The following is a 22,997-nucleotide window of genomic DNA, read 5'->3' on the forward strand; positions in this document are numbered from 1 at the left end:
AGCCGCAGCCCACCCCCGAACAGGACCCCGCCGAGTACCCCGAGCTGCGTGCCGCGGGTGCCGTCGACGCCGCGGAGCGGCTGGCCGCCGAGGCCAGGGCCGGGGCGATGCGGGACGTGGACCACGCACGGATCGCGCGGGCCTGGCAGGGGGTGCGCAGTGGCCGCTTCAGCCTTGCCACGTTCACCAGTGCCGTGCTCCAGGAGGGCGCCGCCGCCTGTGTGCACCCCTCCGGGGAGCGGGACCTGCCCGCGCGGCTCGCCCGGCACGATCTCCTCACGGGCCAGGTACGGCTGGGGACCACCGCCGACGACGCCCGCAACCCGTACGCCTACAGGGGGGCCGGGCTGGGGCTCGGGCCCGAGCTGCTCGGGACCTCGCTGCTCGCCGTCGGCCCGGCCGGTTCCGGCAAGACCGGGACCGTCGTCAGGCCGATCGCCGAGTCGCTGTGCCTGCACGCGCTCGCCGGGCGGGCCGCCGTCGTGGTGGTCGGTGCCGCGGGCGCGGGGCTCGGACCGGCCGACGCCTACGACGTCGTCGTACAGATCGGGAACCCGGAGTCGGTGTACGACCTCGACCTGTACGGCGGGACGACCGACCCCGACGAAGCCGCGGCCGTGCTCGCCGAGGCGCTCGTCGGGGACCTCGCCGAGCCTCATCAGGGCGGCGACACCCGGCGGTCCACCACCGTGCTCGCCCAGTTGCTCGGGCCGTTCCGGGGGGTCCACGGCCGCTTCCCCTCCGTACCGGAGCTGCGGCGGCTGCTCGACGGGGCGCCCGGGCCGCTGGCCGCGTTGCGCAAGGGCCTGGAGGACTCCGGGCAGGAGTCGCTGCTGCGGGAACTCGACGCCCGCGAGCGGCAGACGGGGCACCCCGGGGACGTGGGGGGCATCCTCGCGGACCGGGTCGCGCTGCTCGACCGGCCCGCCTTCGCCACGTTCTTCCAGAGCGCGGACCCCGACTCGACCGGCGGGTCGCGGCCGTTCTCGCTGAAGGCCCTCGACCATCCCGTGCGGGTCCGCATCGACCTGCCCCAGCGCGGGCACGCCGACGCCTCCCGGATCCTGGCCCGGCTGGTGCTCGCGCAGTTCACCGCGAGCGTCGCGGTGCGCGAGGACCGGTCGCTGTTCGCCTGCCTGGTCCTCGACGACGCCACCGGCGTCGTGACACCCGAGGCCGTGCGGGGCGTGCAGCGGCTGCGGTCCGGCAACGCCGGTGTCGTGCTGACGCTGCGCACGCTGGACGACGTGCCGCGGCCGCTGCGCGGGCCCCTGCTCGGCGCCACCGGGTGCCGGATGGCGCTGTCCGGGCTCACCCCGTGGGACGGGCAGGACTTCGCCGAGGTGTGGGGCAAGGAGTGGATCGAGGCGCGGGACGTCACCGACCGACAGATCATCGCCGAGACCCCGGCCGGCAAGGCGCTGCACGCGGTGCGCCGGGTCATCACCGGCAAGGCGCCGACCGCGCGGGCGGTGACGGTACGGCAGGTCGAGCGGGAGCGGTGGTCGGCGTCCGAGCTGGCGCACGGGGTGCCGCCCGGGCACGCGGTGCTGTCGCTGACCACGGTGACGGGGGAGCACGCGCCGCCGCTGCTGGTGGACCTGCGCGGATGACGTGACCTGAGGACCGTACGGTGAGGCAGAATCGTCACAGGTCGTTCATACACGGCGGCCAAAAGATCGCAGCGACCGACGATCACTGCTCCCCGAAGCCCTGAAGGCCCCATGCCCCCCACCCTCGCCTCGCTCGTCCACCACTCCGCGCTCAAACTGACCGTGCGCGCGGGCGAGGACCGGTTGGACGTGCCCGTCCGCTGGGCGCACGTCAGCGAGCTCGCCGATCCCGTCCCCTACATGGAGGGCGGCGAGCTGCTGCTGATCACCGCGCTCAAGCTGGACGCGGAGGACCCGCAGGCCATGCGGCGGTACGTGAAGCGGCTGGCCGGGGCCGGGGTGGTGGGACTCGGGTTCGCCGTCGGCGTCAACTACGACGAGATCCCCGCCGCCCTGGTCGACGCCGCCCGCGAGGAGGGGCTCCCGCTGCTCGAAGTGCCCCGCCGCACCCCCTTCCTCGCCATCAGCAAGGCCGTGTCCGCGGCGATCGCGGCCGACCAGTACCGGTCCGTCACCGCGGGCTTCGCCGCCCAGCGCGAACTGACCAGGCAGGCCCTGACCGACGGCCCCGAGGGACTGCTCGCCGCGCTCGCCTCCCAGGTCGACGGCTGGGCGGCGCTCTACGACGCCTCGGGCGCCGTCGTCGCCGCGGCACCCGAGTGGGCCGGCCGCCGGGCGGCGCGCCTGACCGCCGACGTGGAGCGGCTGCGGGAGCGGCCCGTCCCCGCCTCCTCGGTGGTCGGGGGCACCGCCGACAACGACGACCGGGTGGAGCTGCACTCCCTGGGCACCGGCAGGCGCCCGCGGGCCGCGCTGGCGGTGGGGACCGCTGCCGCGCCCGGTACGGCGGAGCGGTACGCGGTGCACTCGGCGATCGCGCTGCTGACGCTCACCACCGAGCGCTCCCGCTCCCTGCACGCCGCCGAGCAGCGGATCGGGACGGCCGTACTGCGGATGCTGCTCGCGGGGGAGCCGGAGCACGCGCGCACGGTCGCGGGCGACCTGTACGGCGGGCTCCTGGACGCGCCCTTCCGGCTGGTCGTGGCGGAGACGGTCGCCGTGTCGTCCGTGCGGATCGCGGCCGACGGCCCCGCCCGGGTCCCGTCCACCGCCGCGCTCGCCGCGGCCGCCCACACGAACGGCGATCCGCTCGGGACGCTCACCGAGACGGTGGAGTCGGCGGCGGCCCGCGCCGGGGAGAGCGTGCTCGCGGTGCCGGAGGGGGAGCGGCTGGTGGTGCTGGCCGCGGACGGCGGGGCCGCCGCCACCGCCTGCGCGGAGTACGCGGTGGCGCTGGAGGCGGCGCGGACGCGCGAGCAGGCGGGCGCCGCGGACGAGGCCGAACTGGTCGTCGGCGTCTCGGCCCCCGCGGGACCGATCGCCGCCGCGGCCGCCTACAAGCAGGCCGAGCAGGCGCTCTCGGTGGCCCGCCGACGGGGCCGGGTGTACGTCGAGCACGAACAGCTCGCCTCCGGGTCGGTGCTGCCGCTGCTCGCCGACGACGCGGTGCGGGCCTTCGCGGACGGGCTGCTGCGGCCGCTGTACGAACACGACGCGACCGGCCGGGGCGACCTGGTCGCCTCGTTGCGGGCCTGGCTGTCCCGGCACGGCCAGTGGGACGCGGCCGCCGCCGACCTGGGCGTCCACCGGCACACCCTGCGGTACCGGATGCGCCGGGTCGAGGAGATCCTGGGCCGCTCCCTGGACGATCCGGACGTCCGCATGGAGCTGTGGCTGGCACTGAAGACGGCGTCGGCGGAGTAGCCCGGTCCCGGGGTGCCGAACCGGAGTGTCCGGGGGCGGCACTGCTACACCCCGGACAACTTCGATCCCGCCCTGCCGGCCCTACCGTGGGGGCATGACTTCCACCCACGCCTTCTGGCTCGCCGGCCGCCAGGTCACCGGCGAGGACACCTTCGACGTCACCTCCCCGTGGGACGGCCGGCTCGTCGGCAAGGTCGCCGTGCCGGACGACGCGCAGATCGAGGAGGCCGTGGCCGCCGCGTACGCCGTACGGGACGAGTTCGCCGCCACCCCCGCGCACGTCCGCGCCGCCGCCCTCGACCACGTCAGCCGCCGGCTCGTCGAGCGCACCGAGGAGATCGCGCAGTTGATCTCCGCCGAGAACGGCAAGCCGGTCAAGTGGGCCCGGGGCGAGGTCGGCCGTGCCGTCTCGGTGTTCCGGTTCGCAGCCGAGGAGGCCCGGCGCTTCAACGGCGGTGAGGCCCAGCGCCTCGACACCGACCTCGGCGGCCAGGGCCGTCTCGCGCTGACCCGGCGCTTCCCCAAGGGGGTCGTGCTCGGGATCGCGCCCTTCAACTTCCCGCTCAACCTCTGCGCCCACAAGGTCGCCCCGGCGATCGCGGCCGGTGCGCCGATCATCCTGAAGCCGGCCCCGGCGACCCCGCTCTCCGCGCTGGTCATCGGCGAGCTCCTCACGGAGACCGAGCTGCCCGCCGGCGCGTGGAGCATCCTGCCCGTCCCGAACGACCAGATGCCCGCCCTCGTCCAGGACGAGCGGCTGCCCGTGATCTCCTTCACCGGCTCCGAGAAGGTCGGCTACGCGATCATGGACTCGGTGCCGCGCAAGCACTGCACGCTGGAGCTGGGCGGCAACGGCGCGGCGGTCGTGCTCGGCGACTGGGCCTCCGACGCCGACCTCGACTGGGCCGCGACCCGCATCGCGACCTTCTCCAACTACCAGGGCGGCCAGTCCTGCATCTCCGTGCAGCGGGTGATCGCCGACGCGTCGGTGTACGACCGGCTGCTCCCGCGGATCGTCGCCGCCGTCGAGGCCCAGGTCACCGGTGACCCGGGCGACGACAAGACCGACGTGGGCCCGCTGGTCAGCGAGGACGCGGCGGTACGGGTCGAGGCCTGGGTGAAGGAGGCCGTCGAGGCGGGCGCCACCCTGCTCACCGGCGGCGACCGGGACGGCGCCTCCTACGCGCCGACCGTCCTCGCCGACGTCCCGGCCGACACGACGATCTCCTGCGAGGAGGTCTTCGGACCCGTCCTCACCGTGCAGAAGGCGGCCGGCGAGGCCGAGGCGTTCGCCGCCGTCAACGACTCCAAGTACGGCCTCCAGGCGGGCGTGTTCACCCACGACCTCCAGGCCGCCTTCCGTGCCCACCGGGCGCTGGAGGTCGGCGGTGTCGTCATCGGCGACGTGCCCTCCTACCGCGCCGACCAGATGCCGTACGGCGGCGTCAAGCAGTCCGGTGTGGGCCGCGAGGGCGTGCGGTTCGCGATGGACGACTACACGTACGAGCGGGTGCTGGTGCTGACCGGCCTTGCCCTCTAGCTCATGGGAACCATTTTCATATAGGCTCCCTGGAAAGGGCCCGGCACCGATGCCTTCCGGTGCCGGGCCCTTTCTTGTGCGTCGGCCGCTCCGGACCCTCAGCCGGAGAAGCCGACATGCGCGAGCCGCAGCGGGCCGCGCAGTCTGAGGCGCACGTCCTGCACGCCCTCGGCGGTGATCCCGGCGCCGAGGACGGTGTAGTCGTACGGTCCGGAACCGGACTCCGCCACGTCCCACGTGGCCAGCACCGCGCCGCCGTCCAGCGACAGTTCGGCCGAGCCCTCGCCGGCCACCGTCACCGTCACCTCGGTGGCGCCGGCCCCGAAGTCACAGCCCCGGTAAACGAGTTCACCGGTACGGCCCGCGGCGGCGGTCACCGCGTCGCCCGCCGTCCTCGTCCGGTCGACGATCTCGACACCGCTCTGCTCGTCGAAGTCGGCGGCGTCCAGACCCCGTCGCAGGACGGGCCGCGGGGTGCCGGGCTCGCCGTCCAGCACCACCGTGGTGCGCAGCCGGACGTCCTCGCTGGAGGCGCCGGCCAGCAGCTCGTACGGACCCGGCTCCAGCCGCCACCGGCCCTGTGCCACGTCCCAGAACTCGAAGGCGCGCAGCGGGACTTCGAAGGACAGCTCCGCCTCGGCGCCCGGGGCGAGCGTCACGCGCCGGTGGTCCAGCAGCTCCCGGCGCGGGCGGGGGAGCGCCGGGTCGATCGCGCGGGTGTAGAGCTGGGCGACCTCGTCGGCCGTGACGTCACCGGTGTTCGTGATCGTGAACGAGACGTGCAGGGCCCCCTCCGTCACCCGGGAGGTCAGGTCGCCGTACGAGAAGGACGTGTACGACAGCCCGTGGCCGAACGGGAACAGGGGCGTGCCCTCGAAGTACAGGTAGGTCTGACGGCTGCCGATGACGTCGTAGTCGAGGAGAGCGGGCAGGTCGGCGTCGCTCTCGTACCAGGTCTGCGGGAGGCGGCCCGCGGGGGAGACGTCCCCGGCCAGGACGCGGGCCAGCGCGGTGCCGGCCGCCTGGCCGCCGTGGGCCGTCCACAGGGCGGCGGCCAGGTCGGACGTGTCGACCGCGTACGGGTAGGCCGAGACCAGCGCCAGTACGGTGCGGGGGTTCGCGGCGCGCGCCCCCCGCAGCAGGCGCTCCTGGTGCGGGGGGAGCCGCAGGGAGGCGCGGTCCTCGGTCTCGCGGCCGTTGATGTGCGGGTCGTTGCCCGCGACGACCAGGACGACGTCGGCCTCGGCCGTGACGCGGGTGACCGCGTCCTCGCCGCGTTCGACGACGACCAGCTCGAACAGCTCCGGCTCCGCCCCGGGTTCCGGGTTCTCGTCGGCAACCTTCACTCCGTCCGCGGCGACTGTGACGTGGCGGCCCGTGCCGATGTGCCTGAGGAGGTGACCGCTGCCGTGCTGCTCCAGGCGGAAGGTCTCCTGGACGACCCAGCCCCCGGGCTGGTCGGCCGAGGCGCGCAGATACCCGTCCTCGGCGACGGAGAGATAGCGGCCGTCGGGGGCGCGCAGCGTGAGGACGCCCTCGTCCCAGTCGATCATCGCGAACTCGGTGCCGGTCGCGTCGGTCGTCAGCGGGGGCAGGTCCGTGCGGCCGGCGAGCAGCGCCGGGTCCAGGGCGCCCTCGGCGCCGCGCACCTCGTCCTCGCCGTCTTCGGAGGCCGGGACGTGCAGAAACGTCCCGGCGGAGGTCCTGAGCCGGACCCGGTCCACGCCCTCCGCGAACTGCACGCGCTCGGCGCCGAACCGCTCGTACAGCCCCTCCAGCGGGGTGGAGCGGTGGATGAGCGTGCCGCTGTACCAGTCGAGCTTGCACTCGTCGGCGAGCAGACCGACCACGGCGAGCCGGGTGTCGGGGGCCAGCGGGAGCACCCCGTCGTTCCTGAGCAGCACGATCGCCTGCTCGGCGGCCTCCAGGGCGAGGGCGCGGTGCTCCGGGGTGTCGAAGTCCCGGACGTCGGCGTGCGGGTCGTGCTCCGGGTCGAACTCGCCGAGCCGGAAGCGGACCGAGAGCTGGCGGCGCACCGCGGTGTCGATCTCGGCCTCGGTCAAGAGGCCCTGGTCGAGGGCCCCTTGGATGCGCGCGATCATCTGCGAGCTGTCCGTGCCGTGGTCGGTGAAGCTGTCGACACCGGCCCTCAGCGAGGCAGCGGTGGCCTCCTCGTGGGTGTCGAAGTAGTGCTCGTGGTCGACCAGGTTGGAGGGCGCGCCCGCGTCCGAGCAGACCAGCAGCTCCTCGTCGGTCCAGGTGCGCAGGTGCTCGCGCAGATGCGGGGAGACGTGGTTGGGGCGGCCGTTGACCAGGTTGTACGCCGGCATCACACCGGCCACCGCGCCCGCCTCGACCGCCTCGCGGAAGGCGCGCAGATCGTACTCGTGCAGGACGCGCGGACGCACCGAGCTCGACGAAGTGGCCCGGTCCGTCTCGTTGTTGTGGGCCAGCCAGTGCTTGAGCACCGGGGCCGTGCGCCAGTACGTGGGGTGGTCGCCACGCAGCCCGCGGGTGTAGGCGGTGGCGATGGCCGAGGTGAGCTTCGGGTCCTCCGAGTAGCCCTCCTCGTTGCGGCCCCACAGCGGATGGCGCAGCAGATTGACCGTCGGCGCCCAGATGTTGAGGCCGACCCGGTCGTCGCGGGCGCGCATCGCCCGGACCTCCTTGGACACCGCCTCGCCGATCCGCCGTACGAGATCGGTGTTCCAGGTCGCGCCGAGTCCGACCGCCTGCGGGAAGACCGTCGCCGGGCCCATCCACGCGACGCCGTGCAGCGCCTCCTGGCCGGTGCGGAACGCGGCGATGCCGAGCCGTTCCACGGGGGGCGTGAACTGGTGCAGGAATCCGGTCTTCTCGTCGAGGGTCAGCCGCGACAGCAGATCGTCGACGCGCTTCGCGAAGGGCAGGTGCGGATCGCGAAACGGCGGGGTGGGCGGCGGGTGTGCGGTCACGTGGGGATCCCCTTGCGATGGATCGGTTCGATGCTTTCGAAGCGCTTCGATGCTCATTCGACACCAGGGCGGGTGTCAAGGGATCGACACCGTCACTTCAAGTGGTGCATAAGAAAAGGTCACCTCGTGCGCCTCCGAGGAATCTTGGGAACGACCCTTGTGCACCCCTGGGTGTTCACTTAACCTCACAGCAACATCGAAGCGCTTCGACTACGGATTCCGTCGCAAGGGTCGAGGCATCGCTTCAGCTCAGCCAGTTCCACTCAAGACACCGCAGCCGACGGCTCCTCCGCCGGGTGTCCTGGTGCGCCATGAAGGGTTGACGCAATGACGCCGAACGCCGCTTCCCCCTCCTCCGGTCCCTCGGGGCCCAGTCGGAGAAGTTTCCTCGCCTCCACCGCGGTCGCCACCGCAGCGGTGGCCGGCGGGATGCCGCTGCTCGCCGCCTGTGGCGGCTCGGACAGCGGCGAGCGTGAAGGGACCACGTCGGGCAAGGCGGCGGACAAGCTGCTCCCGGCATTCGTCGCCAGCACGGTCGCGAACCCGGACCTGCCGTCCAAGAACGGCTCGGCCTCCGGCTACACCGGCAAGGTCGACCTCGCCGCCCTGAAGACCTCGGTCCCGGAGAAGCTCGGCACCGGCGCCCCCTTCAAGATCATGTCCCCGTTCTGGGGCTCCCCGCCGAAGGCCGGCTGCGCCTACTACACGGCGCTCGACGCCGCCGTGGGAACCAAGATCACCTGGCAGAACCAGGACGGCAACACCTACGGCCAGAAGCTCGGCGCCGTCCTCGCCTCCAGGTCCATACCCGACATGGTGGTCGTGCCCAGCTGGGAACTGGTCGGCAAGATCTCCAACGCGGTCACCGCGAAGTTCATGGACCTCGGCCCCTACCTGGCGGGTGACAAGGTCAAGAAGTACCCGAACCTGGCGGCCATCCCCTCCGACGCCTGGCGCATGGGCATCTTCGGCGGTGCCCTGCGCGGCATCCCGATGCCCGCTGCCACCGCGAACTGGATCGCGCCCCTGTACCGCAAGGATGTCTTCGACGAGAAGGGCTACGCGGTACCCAAGTCGGCCGACGAGTTCATGAGCTGGGCCAAGGAGGCCACCAGCTCCAAGGCCAAGGTATGGGCCTGCGACGGCAATTTGACCTGGTCGGCGTGGAGCTTCTTCGGCGTCCGCGGCTCCGGGCCGATCGGCTGGGACACCGGGTCCGACGGCAAGCTGACCTACCGCATCGAGCAGCCCGAGTACCTCGAAGCCCTGGAGTGGGTCCGCAAGGTGTTCGACGCGGGCCTGGTCCACCCTGACGACAAGGCCCGCACGGGCGACGCCGGCCAGCGGTTCACCTCCGGGCAGATCCTGGTCTGGAACACCAACATCGCCGACTGGTACGGCAAGGTCTCCGAACAGGCGCAGTCCAACCCGAGCTTCAAGATCGACGCGATGGACCTCTTCGGCGCGGACGGCGGCAACCCGACCCTGTACGCCTCCTCGCCCGCCACCATCTGGTCGATGATCCGCAAGGGCGCCTCGAAGACGACGATCGAGAACGCGCTGGCCGCCGCCAACTTCGCGGCCGCGCCCTACGGCACCAAGGAGCGCATGCTCGTCGACTACGGCGTCGAAGGCACCCACTACACGGTCAAGGACGGCGTCCCGGTCAAGAACGACCTCGGCAACTCCGAAGTCATCAACGCCTGGGTGATGCTGGCCGCGCCGGCCGCCTACTACGCCCACCCCGACTTCCCCGAGGTCGCCCGCAAGCAGGTCGAGTGGCAGCAGCGGATGGGCGCCTTCATGAAGAAGACGTCCACCTTCGGCATGAACATCGTCGAGCCGACCCGCTACGCCAACCTCTCCAGCCAGTTCGAGCAGCTGGAGATCGACTACGTGCGGGGCCACAAGAAGCTGTCCGACGTGCAGGCCGCCATCTCCACCTGGAAATCCTCCGGCGGCGACAAGCTGCGCGACTGGTACAAGGAGCTCATCGACAAGAACGGCAGCGGCAACTGATGTCTCTCACGGCCGGGAGCAGGCCGGACGGGACTCGTCCCCCCGCGGCCGTAGAGGAGCCGACGGCCGCGGTCGCCGCCGCGGTGGCCGAGCGGCGGGTGCCGCGCAGGGCGAGCAGGGCCGGCAGGGTTCCGCTCGGAATCCGATGGCGCCGGGACCGCACGCTCATCCTGATGACCCTGCCGGTCATCCTCCTGCTGCTGCTCTTCAACTACGTCCCGCTGCTCGGCAACGTCGTCGCCTTCCAGGAGTACGACCCCTACGTCTCCAGCAACGGCGTCACCGCGATCTTCCACAGCCCCTGGGTCGGGGTGGAGCAGTTCTCGCGGATGGTCGACGACCCGCTGTTCTGGAGCGCCACGAAGAACACCCTCGTGCTCTTCGCCCTCCAACTGGTGCTGTTCTTCCCGATCCCCATCGCCCTCGCGCTGCTCATCAACAGCGTGATCCGGCCCCGGGTGCGGGCCGTGGCGCAGGCGATCATGTACCTGCCGCACTTCTTCTCGTGGGTCCTCGTCGTCACCGTGTTCCAGCAGATCTTCGGCGGCGCCGGCATCATCGCCCAGACCCTGGAGGACCACGGCTGGAGCGGCTTCGACCTGATGACCGACGCGGACCTGTTCAAGTACCTGGTCACCGCGCAGGCCGTCTGGAAGGACGCCGGCTGGGGGATCATCGTGTTCCTCGCCGCGCTGGCCGCCGTCAGCACCGACCTGTACGAGGCCGCCGCCATGGACGGCGCCGGGCGCTGGCGTCGCATGTGGCACGTGACGCTGCCCGCGCTGCGCCCGGTGATCGCGCTGCTGCTGGTCCTCCGGGTGGGTGACGCGCTGAGCGTCGGCTTCGAGCAGTTCCTGCTCCAGCGGGACGCGGTCGGGGTCGGGGCCAGCGAGGTCCTCGACACCTACGTGTGGAACATGGGTATCCAGAACGGCGACTTCAGCTACGCGGCCGCGGTCGGCCTCGTGAAGGGAGTCATCGGAGTGTGCCTCGTCCTGGCCGCGAACAAGTTCGCGCACCTGCTGGGCGAGCAGGGGGTGTACCAGAAATGAGCCTCAACACCCAGCTCGTCCGCAGCCTCAAGGCTCCTCCCCGGCCCGTGTGGGAGGAGGAGCCGCACAAGGCCGGACTCACCGCGAAGGGCGGCCTCCTTCTCCTGTGCTGCCTGGGAGTGCTCGGCCCGCTGTGGATCGTGATCGTCACCAGCCTCTCCCCGAAGCCGGTGATCGACCGGGCCGGCGGCCTGGTCGTCATCCCGCAGGGCATCACCTTCGTGAACTACACGGAGCTGCTCAGCGGTGGTCAGGTGAGCCGGGCGATCATGGTCTCGGTCGGGGTCACGCTCGTCGGCACGCTGTTCTCCATGGCGGTGTCGGTGCTGGCCGCGTACGGACTGTCGCGGCCGGGGAGTCTCGGCCACCGGTTCTTCCTGATGACCATGATGGCGACCATGTTCTTCGGGGCCGGGCTGATCCCGACCTACCTGCTGGTGCAGTCGCTGGGACTGACGGACACCTACCTGTCGCTGATCCTGCCGAGCGCGGTCAGTGTCTTCAACATCCTGGTGCTGCGCGCCTTCTTCATGGGGATCTCGCCCGAACTCACCGAGTCGGCGCGGATCGACGGGGCCGGCGACCTGCGGATCCTGCTGACCATCGTCATGCCGCTGTCCCGGGCCGTGCTGGCCGTCATCTCCCTGTTCTACGCGGTGGGTTACTGGAGCGCCTGGTTCAACGCGTCGATCTACCTGAGCGACCAGGACATGATGCCGTTGCAGAACGTGCTCATCCAGCTGGTGCAGAAGCACACGGAGGCCCCCACGGGGTTGCAGCAGGCGGTGCGGACGGGGCAGTTGTCGGCGCTGGGGCTGCAAATGGCCGTGATGGTACTGGCATTGATCCCCGTGGCGGTCGCTTCGCCGTTCGTGCAGCGGCATTTCAAGAAGGGGATGTTGACGGGCGCGGTCAAGGGCTGACGGCCGTCTGTTGTCCGCGGCCGCGTCGTGGCGAGTCGCGCAGTTCCCCGCGCCCCTGGGTGGGTGTGTCCACCCTTCCTCACACAGCGAGGTGTGTCATGCGTGCGTCTGGTCCCAGTCGTCGTGCCGTTCTCTCCGCGACCGCGGCCGCCGCCGCGGTCACCGTGGTGCCGGCCCTCCCGGCGGTCGCGGCGGCCGCCGGCTCAGCCGCCCCCTCCTACCGCTGGCGCCAGGTCGTCATCGGCGGCACCGGGTTCGTCACCGGCGTCCTCTTCCACCCTTCCGTCCGCGGGCTGGCCTACGCCCGCACCGACATCGGCGGGGCCTACCGCTGGGACGACCGGAGCGCGCGCTGGACCCCGCTCAACGACGACCTCGGGTGGGACGACTGGAACCTGCTCGGCGTCGAGGCCATGGCCGTCGACCCCGCCCACCCCGACCGGGTCTACCTCGCGCTCGGCACCTACACCCAGTCCTGGGCCGGCAACGGGGCCGTGCTGCGGTCCGAGGACCGGGGGGCCACCTGGGCGCGGACCGACCTCTCCATGAAGCTCGGCGGGAACGAGGACGGCAGGGGGACGGGGGAGCGGCTGCTCGTCGATCCCCGGGACAGCGACACCCTGTGGCTCGGCACCAGACACGACGGGCTGCTCAGGTCCACCGACCGGGGCGCCACGTGGGCCGCCGTCACCGGTTTCCCCGGGACCCCCACCAGCGGAGGCCAGGGCGTCACCCTCCTCGTCGCCGCCGGGCGGGTCCTCTACGCCGGCTGGGGCGACTCCGACGGCACCACCGCCAACCTGTACCGCACCTCCGACGGCACCACCTGGGAAGCCGTCCCCGCACAGCCCTCCGGCAGGAACGCCAAGGTGCCGATCCGGGCCGCGTACGACTGCCACACCCGCGAGCTGTACGTCACCTACGCCGACGCGCCCGGGCCCAACGGGCAGTCCGACGGCAGTGTGCACAAGCTGGCCGTCGCCTCCGGCAGGTGGACCGACGTCACGCCGGCGAAGCCCGCCGGCAGCGACACCTTCGGCTACGGGGGTGTCTCCGTGGACGCCCGCCGCCCCGGCACGGTCGTCGTCTCCACCAACAACCGCTGGGCGGCCGTCGACACCCTTTACCGGACCACCGACGGCGGCCGCACCTGGACCTCCCTCAAGGACACCGCGGTCCTGGACGTGTCCGAGACCCCGTTCCTCACCTTCGGCGCCGACAAGCCCAAGTTCGGCTGGTGGATCCAGGCCCTCGCCGTCGACCCGTACGACTCGCAGCACGTCGTCTACGGCACCGGCGCCACCCTCTACGGCACTCGGGACCTGAAGCACTGGGCCCCGCAGATCCGCGGCCTGGAGGAGACCGCCGTACGACAGCTGATCTCGCCGCCGACCGGGCAGGCCCACCTGCTCAGCGGTCTCGGGGACGTCGGGGTGATGTACCACGAGCGGCTGACCGCCTCGCCGTCGCGGGGGATGGCCTCCAACCCGGTGTTCGGGTCGGCCACCGGACTCGCGCAGGCCGCGGGCAAGCCGTCGTACGTCGTCCGCACCGGCTTCGGCGACCACGGCAACGGCGCCTTCTCGAACGACGGCGGCAGGACCTGGGCCCCCTTCCCGGCTCAGCCCGCCCCCGCCAAGGACGCGCCGGGACCGATCGCCACCAACCGCGACGGCAGCGTGCTGCTGTGGACCTTCGTGCACTGGGACGGCACCAAGTACCCCGCCCAGCGCTCCACGGACAACGGCGCGACCTGGTCCGAGGTCGCCGGCTGTCCCAAGGGCGCCACCCCGCTCGCCGACCCGGCCGACCCGGCGCGCTTCTACGCGTACGACACCGACACCGGCACCCTGTTCGCCAGCACCGACGGCGGTCTCACCTTCACCGGGCGGGCGAGCGGGCTGCCCTCCGGCGACAGCCAGTTCCAGCTGGCCGCGGCCCCGGGACGCTCCGGCGACCTGTGGCTGAGCACCAAGACGAACGGCCTGTACCGGTCCACCGACGGCGGAGCGACCTTCACCAGGCTCACCAGCTGCCGGGCCGCGCACACCCTCGCCTTCGGCAAGGCCGCCCCCGGCGCCGGCCAACCGGCGATCTACATGGTCGGCGCCACGGAGACGATCACCGGCGTGTACCGCTCCGACGACGGCGCGAGGACCTGGGTGCGGGTCAACGACGACCGGCACCAGTGGGGCTGGATCGGCGCGACCATCGCCGCCGACCCGCGGCTGTACGGCCGCGTCTACATCGCCACCAACGGGCGGGGCATCCAGTACGGGGAGCCGGCGTGACACCGGGACTCCAGGACGCCACCCGCGGCCGCATCCTCTTCGGCGGCGACTACAACCCCGAGCAGTGGCCCGAGGAGACCTGGCACGAGGACGTCCGGCTGATGCGGGCCGCCGGCGTCAACTCCGTCACCCTCGGCGTCTTCTCCTGGGCGAGACTCGAACCCCGGCCGGGAGAACGGGACTTCGGCTGGCTGGACCGGGTGATGGACCTCCTGCACGAGAACGGCATCGGGGTCGTCCTCGCCACCCCGACCTCCTCACCTCCGCCGTGGATGGGCCACCTCCACCCCGACACCCTGCCCGTCACCGAGGACGGCCGTACCGAGCACTGGGGCGGGCGCCAGCACTTCTCGCACTCCAGCGCCACCTACCGCCGGTACGCCGCCGCCATCACCGAGGACCTCGCCACCCGCTACGGCGGCCACCCGGCCCTCACCCTGTGGCACATCAACAACGAGTACTGCACCTACGACTGGAGCGACCAGGCCGCCGCCCGCTTCCGGACCTGGCTCCAGGGCCGCTACGGCACCCTCGACGCCCTCAACTCCGCCTGGGGCACCGCCTTCTGGAGCCAGGGCTACGTCGACTGGGCCGAGATCCACACGCCCCGCCAGGCCCACTACATGAAGAACCCCACCCAGGTGCTGGACTTCAAGCGGTTCACCTCCGACATGCTCCTGGAGTGTTACGCGGCGGAGCGGGACATCGTCCGCCGCATCACCCCCCACACCCCGGTCACCACCAACTTCATGCCGCTCTGGTCCGGGCAGGACGCCTGGCGCTGGGCCGCGGAGGAGGACGTCGTCTCCGTCGACCTCTACCCCGACCCGCGTGATCCGCTGGGAGCCCAACAGGGCGCCCTCGTGCAGGACATGACCCGCTCGCAGGCACGCGGCCCCTGGATGCTGATGGAGCAGGCCGCGGGGCCGGTCAACTGGCGGGGCGTGAACCACCCCAAGCCCCGCGGCCTGAACCGGCTCTGGTCCCTCCAGGCCGTCGCCCGCGGCGCCGACGCCGTCTGCTACTTCCAGTGGCGCCAGTCCCGGCAGGGCGCCGAGAAGTTCCACTCGGGAATGGTCAGCCACGCGGGGGAGGAGGGGCGCACCTACCGGGAGGTCGTGCAGCTCGGAGCTGAACTGACCGCGCTCTCCGCTCATGTGACGGACAGTCATACCGTCAATGACATCGCCGTCCTGCACGACTGGGACGCCTGGTGGGCCGGCGCCCAGGAGGGCCGGCCCTCCCACGAGGTCGACTACCCGGACGTGCTCCGGGCCTGGCACCGCGCCCTGTGGGAGGCCCACCTCACCACCGACTTCGCCCACCCCGAACACGACCTCACCGCCTACCGGGTGGTCGTCGTCCCCCAGCTCTACGCCCTCACCGACACGGCGATCGAGAACCTCCTCGCCCACGTCCGCCGCGGCGGCACCCTCGTCTCCGGCTTCCTCACCGGTGTCGCCGACGAGGACGACCGGGTACGCCCCGGCGGCATGGACGCCAGGCTGCGCGAGCTGTTCGGCATCCGCGTCCTGCACGAGTGGTGGCCGCTGGACGCGGAGGAGCTCGCCGAATGCGACGGCCCCCTCGGCGGGTTCCGGGGCACCCTGTGGTCGGAGGAGATCGAGAAGGGCGCGGACGGGACGACGGAGGCCGCCTACAAGGGCGGTGAGCTCGACGGACTGCCCGCCGTGCTGCGCAAGGGCCGCGCCTGGTACCTCTCCACGCTCCCCGAGCCCGACGCCCTGCGCGGCCTGCTCGCCGGGATCGCCGCCGACGCCGGCGTCCGCCCGGTCCTGGACGCACTGCCCGACCGGGTCGAAGCGGTCCGCCGCGGCGACCTGCTGTTCCTCCTGCACCACGGACGCGAGTCGGTGACCGTCCCCGTGCCGGGCACCCACCACGACCTGCTGACCGGGAGAACCGTCACGGACGAGGTGGTCCTGGGACGTCACGGAGCGGCGGTGCTCAGACCATGACCGACGGACCCGTCCACGGCACCTGGGAAGCCCGGCCGGCCGCGCGCTGGCAGGACGGCTTCCTCAGCGGCAACGGCCACCACGGCGCCCTCCTCTTCGGCGACCCCGGCGACGAGCGGCTCGTCGTCACCCACCACACCCTCGTCCGCCCCAACGGCGCCGAACACGCCCGCCCGCCCCGCCTGGCCGCCGAACTCCCGGCGCTCCAGGACCGGTTGCTCGCCGGTGAGCTCGACGCGGCCGAGAGCTTCACGGACGGCCGCCCGCTCCAGTGGGTGCAGCCCTTCCACCCCGCCTTCCAGATCCGGCTGCGCCGCCCGCACGCGGGCGCCGGCGACTACCGCCGGTCCGTCGACTTCACCACCGGCGTCCTGCACACGGAGTGCGGGGAGGGGCGCGGCCAGGTCTTCGTCTCCCGCGCCGACGACGTCATCGTCCAGCACGTCGAGGCGGCCGACCTGGTCGTCTCGCTCGACCACCGGCTCCCGGGCGCCCCCCACACCCTGCTGGTCGGCCAGAGCATCGTCCGCGCCGCCGACGGGGCCCTGCTCACCCTGCGCGTCCGCTACCCCGGCAGCGACCGCCGCTACACCGGCATCACCCTGGTCGTGCCCACGGGCGGCGCCCGCACCGTGCTCGTCACGCCAGGCGCCCACGTCACCGGCGCCGACTCCGTCCTGATCCTGACCCGCGTCGTACGCCACACCGGCGAACTGGACACCACCCCCCACGTCGAGGCCCTGCGCGACCTGGTCCCCGAGCCCGAGGCCGCGTCCGACGCGGAGTCCGCGTCCGAGGCCTGCGCCCGGCTCCTCGACCGGCACGTCGCCCTGCACCGGCCCGCCTACGCACGCGTCACCCTCGACCTCGGCGCCGAGCCCGCCGAACGCGCCCTGCCGGGCTCGGAGCTGCTGGCCAAACCCGACAGCCCGGCGCTCCTGGAACGCCTCTTCGCCGCCGGCCGCTACCACCTGCTCTCCGCAAGCGGCCTCCTCCCGCCCCGCCTCACCGGCCTGTGGACCGGCGACTGGAACACCGCCTGGTCCGGGGCGTTCACCAACGACGCCAACCTCAACCTCCAGACCGCCTCCGCCGCGTCCGCAGCCCTCCCCGAGGTCACCGAAGCCCTCGCCGCCCTGGTGAACCGCCAGCTGCCCGACTGGCAGGACAACGCACGCGAGATCTTCGGCACCCGGGGAGCCGTGGCCCCGCCGCACTCCGACGGCGAGTCCGGGCTGACGTACCACTTCAGCCGGGAGTACCCGCTGCACCTGTGGACCGCGGGCGCCGACTGGCTGCTGAAACCCCTCGTCGACCACGACGAGACCCGCGGCGAGCAGGATCCGCGCACCGCCCGCGCGCTCGCCGAGGCCGCCCGGTTCTACGAGGACTTCCTCACCCGCACGGACGCCGACGGCCATCTCGTCGTCGTGCCCTCCTACTCGCCCGAGAACCGCCCCGCGAACGCCGGTTGGGGCGCGATCAACGCGGCCATGGACCTCTCGGCCGCCCGGCACGCCCTGCGCACGGCCGCCGCCTACCACCCCGAACAGGCCGAAGTCTGGCGGGCCCTCGCCGACCGGCTCCCACCGCACCGGATCAACGCCGACGGAGCGCTTGCCGAATGGGCCTGGCCCGGACTCGACGACACCTACGACCACCGCCACCTCAGCCACCTCTACGGCGTCTGGCCGCTCGACGAGATCACCCCCTACGACACCCCCGAACTCGCCGCGGCGGCACACCGCGCCCTCGAACTCCGCGGCTCCGAGAACGACTCGGCCCACGGCCACCTGCACCACGCCCTCGTCGCCGCCCGGCTGCGCGACGGCGAACGGGTCGCGCACGCCCTCGGCCAGGTCCTGGGCGGCGACTTCTTCCACGACTCGCTGATGAGCGCGCACTACCCCGGCCGGGACGTCTACAACGCGGACGCCGCCCACACCCTGCCCGCCGTCCTCGTCGAGATGCTCGTGCAGTCGACACCGGACCGGCTGGTGCTGCTCCCGGCGGTTCCCGCCGGCTGCCCCCGAGGTGAACTGCGGGGCGTCCGCACCAGGTTCGGGGCCGGACTCGACCTCACCTGGAGCCCCACAGAAGCGACGGCGGTGCTGCGCCCCACCCGCACCCACCGCGTCGAACTCCGGACTTCCTCCGGCGCCGAGCCCCTCGAACTCGTCGCCGGAGAAGACCACGTCCTCCGTCTGGAGGCGTGGTAACCCCCGCATCTCCCCCCACCCATGGAAAGGGACACCATGGCAAAGAGCACCCTGCGCAAGATCACCACGGCGGTGCTGGCCCCGGCGACGGCCGTCGGCGCCCTCGTCGGTCTCGCCTCCGCCCCCGCCTCCGCCGCCGTCTGGAGCACCTGCGACCAGTGGGGCAACACGACCCTGAACGGCTACACGCTCTACAACAACATCTGGGGCTCCGGCGCCGGCAGCCAGTGCATCTGGGCCAACTCCGGCACCAACTGGGGTGTCAACGCCAACCACCCCAACACCGGCGGCATCAAGTCCTACCCCAACTCCAAGAAGGTGATCAACAAGTCGATCACCTCGCTCGGATCGCTCTCCAGCAACTACAACGTCACGGTCCCCTCGTCCGGCGCGTACAACACGTCGTACGACATCTGGGACACCGACTACGACTATGAGATCATGCTCTGGGTCAACAAGACCGGAGCCGTCGGACCGCTCGGCACCTCGCAGGGCAACGTGACGCTCGGCGGCCACACCTGGACCGTCTACAAGGGCAGCAACGGGGCGAACCAGGTCTTCTCCTTCATCCGCACCTCCAACTCCAGCTCCGGCACCGTCAACATCCTCCCGATCCTGAAGTGGATCAAGGACACCAAGGGCTGGTTCGGCAACGAGACCATCGGGGACGTGCAGTTCGGCTTCGAGATCACCAGCTCGTCCGGCGGACTGAACTTCACGACCAACAACCTGACCGTCAGCAGCAGTTGACCGCACGGGGTGGGGTTACATGGACCCCATGCGCAACTCCACCCCCTTCGCGGTCACCCTGACAGCCGCCGCCGCTCTGCTCGTCGTGCCGGGCAGCGCGGCGGCGGCACCCACCCCCACGGCGGGCCGCACGGCCCTGTACCCCGTGGCCGACCTCGCCGCAGAACGCCTCGCCACCGCCGACCTCGTCGCCGCGGCCAAGTGGGGCACCGACAGCCCCATCGACGACCCGGCCCGTGAGCAACAGGTCCTGGACAACGTGGCGGCCCAGGCCGAACTGCTCGGCGCCGACCCCGCCGAGATCCGCGTGATCTTCCGCGACCAGATCGAGGCCAACAAGGTGGTCCAGCGCGGCCTGTACCGGCGCTGGACCAACCACCCCGACGAGGCCCCGACGACCAAGCCGGACCTCGGCGTCGTACGCCAGGAGATCAACCGGATCACCGGCGCGCTGGTCGAGGCCCTGGCCGACTCCTCGGAGAACCGCGGCACCCTCACCTGCCGCCCCGAACTGGCCCTGGCAGCCTTCCAGGTCCGTCACGAGGACCACTTGGACGCCCTGCACACCCGGGCTCTGGTCCGCGCCCTGCCGTCAATCTGCCGGGACTGACCGAGTCTTTCAGGGGCGCGGGGAACTGCGCGACCAGCCACAGCGAAGCCGCAGCCGACGAACGACCTACTGCGCCCCTTCCTGGATCGGCAACCGTGCCCCGTCCCGCAGGAACAACGGAATCCGGTCCAGCGGCGCGTCGACGGTCACCGTGGTCCCACCGGCGTAGGTCTCCCCGGTCCACGCGTCGGTCCACTCGGCACCCGCCGGAAGATACGCGCTACGGGCCGTCGCACCGGCCGTGAGGACCGGCGCGACCAGGACATCCGCCCCGAACAGATACGCGTCGTCGACCCCCCAGGCCGCCTGGTCCTCGGGGAACTCCAGGAACAGCGGCCGCATCGGCGTCAGCCCCTCCTCGTGCGCCTCCCGCATCACCCGAAGGACATACGGCTTCAACCGCTCCCGCAGCCGCAGGTACTTCTCCATGATCGCGCCGGCCTCCTCGCCGTACGACCACACCTCGTTCGGGCCGCCGGTCATGTCCGGGCCCAACGGCATGCCCGGGTCGCGGAAGCCGTGCAGCCGCATCAGCGGGGACAACGCGCCGAACTGGAACCAGCGGACCATCACCTCCCGGTACGCCGGGTCGTCCGGGTCACCGCCGTGGAAGCCGCCGATGTCGGTGTTCCACCAGGGGATGCCGGACATCGCGGTGTTGAGACCGGCCGCGATCTGCGCGCGCAGGGTCGGGAAGTCGGTGCCGATGTCACCGGACCACAGGGCGGCCCCGTAGCGCTGACTGCCCGCCCACGCCGAGCGGTTGAGGGTGACGACCTCCTCCCCGGCGGCGCTCAGGCCCTCGTGGAAGGTGCGGGAGTTCTCGGCCGGGTACATGTTGCCGACCTCCAGGCCGGGCCCCGCCCAGTACCGCAGGTTCTCCTGGAAGCCCGGCTTGAGCTCCGGCTCGCAGGCGTCCAGCCAGAAGGCGGTGATGCCGTACGGCTCCAGGTAGTTCTCCCGCACGCGCGACCACATGAACTCCCGGGCCTCCGGGTTCGTCGCGTCGTAGAAGGCGACCTGGACGGTGGAGGCGACCCCCTTGTCGGGCCAGTCGGCGTGCGCCGTCGGACCGTACTGGGTGCCGATGAAGTACCCGCGCTGCTCCATCAGGGAGTGGTTCTCGCTGAGCGGCGACACCGACGGCCAGACGCTCACCACCAGCTTGATGCCCAGCTCCTCCAGTTCGCGGACCATGGCAGCCGGGTCGGGCCACTCGGCCGGGTCGAACCTCCACTCGCCGAGGTGCGTCCAGTGGAAGAAGTCGCAGACGATCGCGGAGATCGGCAGCCCGCGGCGCTTGTACTCCCGTGCCACGGAGAGGAGTTCGTCCTGGGTGCGGTAGCGGAGCTTGCACTGCCAGAAGCCCGCCGCCCACTCCGGCAGCATGGGCGTGCGGCCGGTCACCGCGCTGTAGCGGCGCTGCCCGTCGGCCGGGGTGCCCGCGGTGATCCAGTAGTCGATCTGGCGGGCCGAGTCGGCCACCCAGCGGGTGCCGTTGCGGGCGAGCTCCACGCGGCCGATCGCCGGGTTGTTCCACAGCAGGGTGTAACCGCGGCTGGAGGCGAGGACCGGGATGGCGACCTCGGCGTTGCGCTGGACCAGGTCCAGGACCAGGCCCTTCTGGTCCAGCCTGCCGTGCTGGTGCTGGCCGAGCCCGTACAGCTTCTCGTCGTCGTAGGCGGCGAAGCGCTGCTCCAGGCGGTGGTGGCCGTTGCCGACGGCGGTGTACAGCCGCGGGCCGGGCCACCAGAAGTGGGCGCGGGCCTCCGCGAGGAGCTCGGACGAGTCCTCGGTGCGCAGGAAGCGGAGCTGTCCCTCGGCGTCGACGTGGACGGTCAGCGCGCCCACCGTCAACCGGGCTTCCCCGTCACCGATCTTGACCGTGCTCTCGGTGGCCGGCGGCTCGTCGAGCAGGGCACCCGGCAGTCCCTCCAGGACGGGCCCGCCGAGCCGGGCCCGCACCCGCACCGCGTCCGGGCCCCACGGCTCGACGCGTACGGTCTCCTGGCGCCCGCTCCACTCCAGCGCGCCGTCCCGCTCCCGGAACGTGCCGACGGTGGGGGAGGACTGCGCGAGGCTGACCTTGGGCTGTGTTGCGGCAGGCTGATTCACGAGGAGTGCTCCTGGAGGAATGCGGACAGGAAGGAACGCAGACAGGGGCGTGCCGCACAGGAACGGAACGCGGGGTGTGCGGTGTCCGGCAGGGGGGCGTCAGGACGCCGAGGGTGCCGGGCCCGTGCTCGCCCGGACCGTCAACTCGGGCTCGATCAGGATGACTTCGTCCTCACCGCGGCCCTCCAGCTTGGCGACGAGACGCTCCAGGGCATGCCGGCCCATCTCCTGGGCGGGGATGGCGACCGAGGTCAGCCGCACCGAGGCCTGGACGGCGACCTGCTCGGGGCAGATCGCGACCACCGAGACGTCCTCGGGGATGGCCCGGCCCTGCTGGCGCAGCAGAGCGAGCAGCGGCTCGACGGCCTGTTCGTTCTGCACGACGAAGCCCGTGGTGGACGGGCGCTCGTCGAGGATGCGGGCGAGGGTCACGGCCATCGCGTCGTACCCGCCGTCGCACGGCCGGTGCAGCAGCCGTACGCCCAACTCCTGGGCGCGCGAACGGAGTCCGTCCAGGGTGCGTTCGGCGAAACCGGTGTGCCGTTCGTAGACCGCGGGGGCCTCGCCGATGACAGCGATGTCGCGGTGCCCGAGCTTCGCGAGATGCTCGACGCACAGGGCGCCGGTGGCCCGGAAGTCGAGGTCGACGCAGGTCAGTCCGGAGGTGTCGGCGGGGAGTCCGATGAGCACGGACGGCTGGTCGGTGCCGCGCAGCAACGGCAGCCGCTCGTCGTCGAGTTCGACGTCCATCAGGATCATCGCGTCGGCGAGCCCGCTGCCGGTGACCCGGCGTACGGCGTCGGGGCCCTCCTCGCCGGTGAGCAGCAGGACGTCGTACCCGTGGGTCCGGGCGGTGGTGGCCACCGCGATGGCGATCTCCATCATCACCGGCACGTACATGTCGGTGCGGAGCGGGATCATCAGCGCGATGATGTTCGACCTGCTGCTGGCGAGTGCGCGGGCCCCGGCGTTCGGGTGGTAGCCGAGCTCGCGGATGCTCTCCTCGACCCGCTGCCGGGTGCTCGTCGAGATGGACCGCTTGCCACTGAGGACATAGCTCACCGTGCTCGCCGAGACTCCGGCGTGCTGGGCGACCTCGGCGAGGGTGACCATCCAGCTCTCCAAGCTTTGTGAAGCGCTTCGACAGTGCGCAGTACGAACAGGTGCG

The 22,997-nt window shown here is 72.0% G+C and carries 14 protein-coding genes; 11 read left to right on the plus strand and 3 right to left on the minus strand.

Going from position 1 to position 22,997, the window contains the following annotated elements; all coding sequences use genetic code 11:
* The 3 genes from AOJ26_RS27295 to AOJ26_RS27305 form a co-directional block, all read left to right on the plus strand.
* Positions 1 to 1,613: hypothetical protein (locus tag AOJ26_RS27295; protein WP_053851012.1), on the plus strand; the 1,613-nt coding region annotated here is incomplete at its 5' end.
* Positions 1,614 to 1,724: 111 nt separating this feature from the next.
* Entirely contained in the window at positions 1,725 to 3,377 is a 1,653-nt protein-coding gene (locus tag AOJ26_RS27300; protein WP_053851013.1) for a PucR family transcriptional regulator, read from the plus strand.
* 94 nt (positions 3,378 to 3,471) lie between these two features.
* Entirely contained in the window at positions 3,472 to 4,917 is a 1,446-nt protein-coding gene (locus tag AOJ26_RS27305; RefSeq protein ID WP_053851014.1) for an aldehyde dehydrogenase family protein, read from the plus strand.
* A gap of 98 nt (positions 4,918 to 5,015) precedes the next feature.
* On the opposite strand, the gene AOJ26_RS27310 is transcribed toward AOJ26_RS27305, so the two are convergent.
* Positions 5,016 to 7,871 carry a glycoside hydrolase family 3 C-terminal domain-containing protein gene (locus AOJ26_RS27310; RefSeq protein WP_053851015.1) on the minus strand — a complete coding sequence of 952 codons (2,856 nt, stop codon included), beginning with the start codon at positions 7,869 to 7,871 and terminating at the stop codon, positions 5,016 to 5,018.
* 327 nt (positions 7,872 to 8,198) lie between these two features.
* On the opposite strand from AOJ26_RS27310, the gene AOJ26_RS27315 reads away from it, so the two are divergent.
* The 8 genes from AOJ26_RS27315 (at position 8,199) to AOJ26_RS27350 (ending at position 19,714) form a co-directional block, all read left to right on the plus strand.
* On the plus strand, positions 8,199 to 9,890 hold the full coding sequence (locus AOJ26_RS27315; RefSeq protein WP_053851016.1) for an extracellular solute-binding protein: 1,692 nt from the start codon (positions 8,199 to 8,201) through the stop codon (positions 9,888 to 9,890).
* Entirely contained in the window at positions 9,890 to 10,942 is a 1,053-nt protein-coding gene (locus AOJ26_RS27320) for an ABC transporter permease (protein ID WP_053851017.1), read from the plus strand. The genes AOJ26_RS27315 and AOJ26_RS27320 overlap by 1 nt, the downstream gene beginning before the upstream one ends.
* The gene (locus AOJ26_RS27325; protein ID WP_053851018.1) at positions 10,939 to 11,865 is read left to right on the plus strand and encodes a carbohydrate ABC transporter permease; all 927 of its coding nucleotides are present in this window, start codon (positions 10,939 to 10,941) and stop codon (positions 11,863 to 11,865) included. The genes AOJ26_RS27320 and AOJ26_RS27325 overlap by 4 nt, the downstream gene beginning before the upstream one ends.
* Before the next feature lie 98 nt (positions 11,866 to 11,963).
* Positions 11,964 to 14,156 carry a WD40/YVTN/BNR-like repeat-containing protein gene (locus AOJ26_RS27330; RefSeq protein ID WP_053851019.1) on the plus strand — a complete coding sequence of 731 codons (2,193 nt, stop codon included), beginning with the start codon at positions 11,964 to 11,966 and terminating at the stop codon, positions 14,154 to 14,156.
* Entirely contained in the window at positions 14,153 to 16,135 is a 1,983-nt protein-coding gene (locus AOJ26_RS27335) for a beta-galactosidase (RefSeq protein ID WP_053851020.1), read from the plus strand. The genes AOJ26_RS27330 and AOJ26_RS27335 overlap by 4 nt, the downstream gene beginning before the upstream one ends.
* The gene (locus AOJ26_RS27340; protein WP_053851021.1) at positions 16,132 to 18,354 is read left to right on the plus strand and encodes a glycosyl hydrolase family 95 catalytic domain-containing protein; all 2,223 of its coding nucleotides are present in this window, start codon (positions 16,132 to 16,134) and stop codon (positions 18,352 to 18,354) included. The genes AOJ26_RS27335 and AOJ26_RS27340 overlap by 4 nt, the downstream gene beginning before the upstream one ends.
* Positions 18,355 to 18,390: 36 nt before the next feature.
* Positions 18,391 to 19,104: a glycoside hydrolase family 12 protein gene (locus AOJ26_RS27345; protein ID WP_053851022.1), complete on the plus strand. Its 714-nt coding sequence runs from the start codon at positions 18,391 to 18,393 to the stop codon at positions 19,102 to 19,104.
* 28 nt (positions 19,105 to 19,132) lie between these two features.
* Positions 19,133 to 19,714: a chorismate mutase gene (locus AOJ26_RS27350; protein WP_053851023.1), complete on the plus strand. Its 582-nt coding sequence runs from the start codon at positions 19,133 to 19,135 to the stop codon at positions 19,712 to 19,714.
* A 66-nt stretch (positions 19,715 to 19,780) separates the two neighbouring features.
* On the opposite strand, the gene AOJ26_RS27355 is transcribed toward AOJ26_RS27350, so the two are convergent.
* Both AOJ26_RS27355 and AOJ26_RS27360 read right to left on the minus strand, forming a co-directional pair.
* Positions 19,781 to 21,829, minus strand: a complete 2,049-nt coding sequence (locus AOJ26_RS27355; protein WP_053851024.1) for a TIM-barrel domain-containing protein — start codon at positions 21,827 to 21,829, stop codon at positions 19,781 to 19,783.
* A gap of 99 nt (positions 21,830 to 21,928) precedes the next feature.
* Positions 21,929 to 22,942 (minus strand): LacI family DNA-binding transcriptional regulator, encoded by a 1,014-nt coding sequence (locus AOJ26_RS27360; protein ID WP_053851025.1) that lies wholly within the window; start codon positions 22,940 to 22,942, stop codon positions 21,929 to 21,931.
* Positions 22,943 to 22,997: the final 55 nt, after the last annotated feature.

This window comes from Streptomyces sp. NRRL B-24085, from assembly GCF_001282115.1.
Taxonomy (GTDB): Bacteria; Actinomycetota; Actinomycetes; order Streptomycetales; family Streptomycetaceae; genus Streptomyces.

What these genes read in the sequence shown, in the direction of transcription:
- AOJ26_RS27305 (WP_053851014.1), top strand. Translation starts at nt 3,472, where the DNA reads ATGACTTCCACCCACGCCTTCTGGCTCGCCGGCCGCCAGGTCACCGGC.
- AOJ26_RS27315 (WP_053851016.1), top strand. Translation starts at nt 8,199, where the DNA reads ATGACGCCGAACGCCGCTTCCCCCTCCTCCGGTCCCTCGGGGCCCAGT.
- AOJ26_RS27340 (WP_053851021.1), top strand. Translation starts at nt 16,132, where the DNA reads ATGACCGACGGACCCGTCCACGGCACCTGGGAAGCCCGGCCGGCCGCG.
- AOJ26_RS27360 (WP_053851025.1), bottom strand. Translation starts at nt 22,942, where the DNA reads ATGGTCACCCTCGCCGAGGTCGCCCAGCACGCCGGAGTCTCGGCGAGC.
- AOJ26_RS27345 (WP_053851022.1), top strand. Translation starts at nt 18,391, where the DNA reads ATGGCAAAGAGCACCCTGCGCAAGATCACCACGGCGGTGCTGGCCCCG.
- AOJ26_RS27320 (WP_053851017.1), top strand. Translation starts at nt 9,890, where the DNA reads ATGTCTCTCACGGCCGGGAGCAGGCCGGACGGGACTCGTCCCCCCGCG.
- AOJ26_RS27300 (WP_053851013.1), top strand. Translation starts at nt 1,725, where the DNA reads ATGCCCCCCACCCTCGCCTCGCTCGTCCACCACTCCGCGCTCAAACTG.
- AOJ26_RS27350 (WP_053851023.1), top strand. Translation starts at nt 19,133, where the DNA reads ATGCGCAACTCCACCCCCTTCGCGGTCACCCTGACAGCCGCCGCCGCT.
- AOJ26_RS27325 (WP_053851018.1), top strand. Translation starts at nt 10,939, where the DNA reads ATGAGCCTCAACACCCAGCTCGTCCGCAGCCTCAAGGCTCCTCCCCGG.
- AOJ26_RS27330 (WP_053851019.1), top strand. Translation starts at nt 11,964, where the DNA reads ATGCGTGCGTCTGGTCCCAGTCGTCGTGCCGTTCTCTCCGCGACCGCG.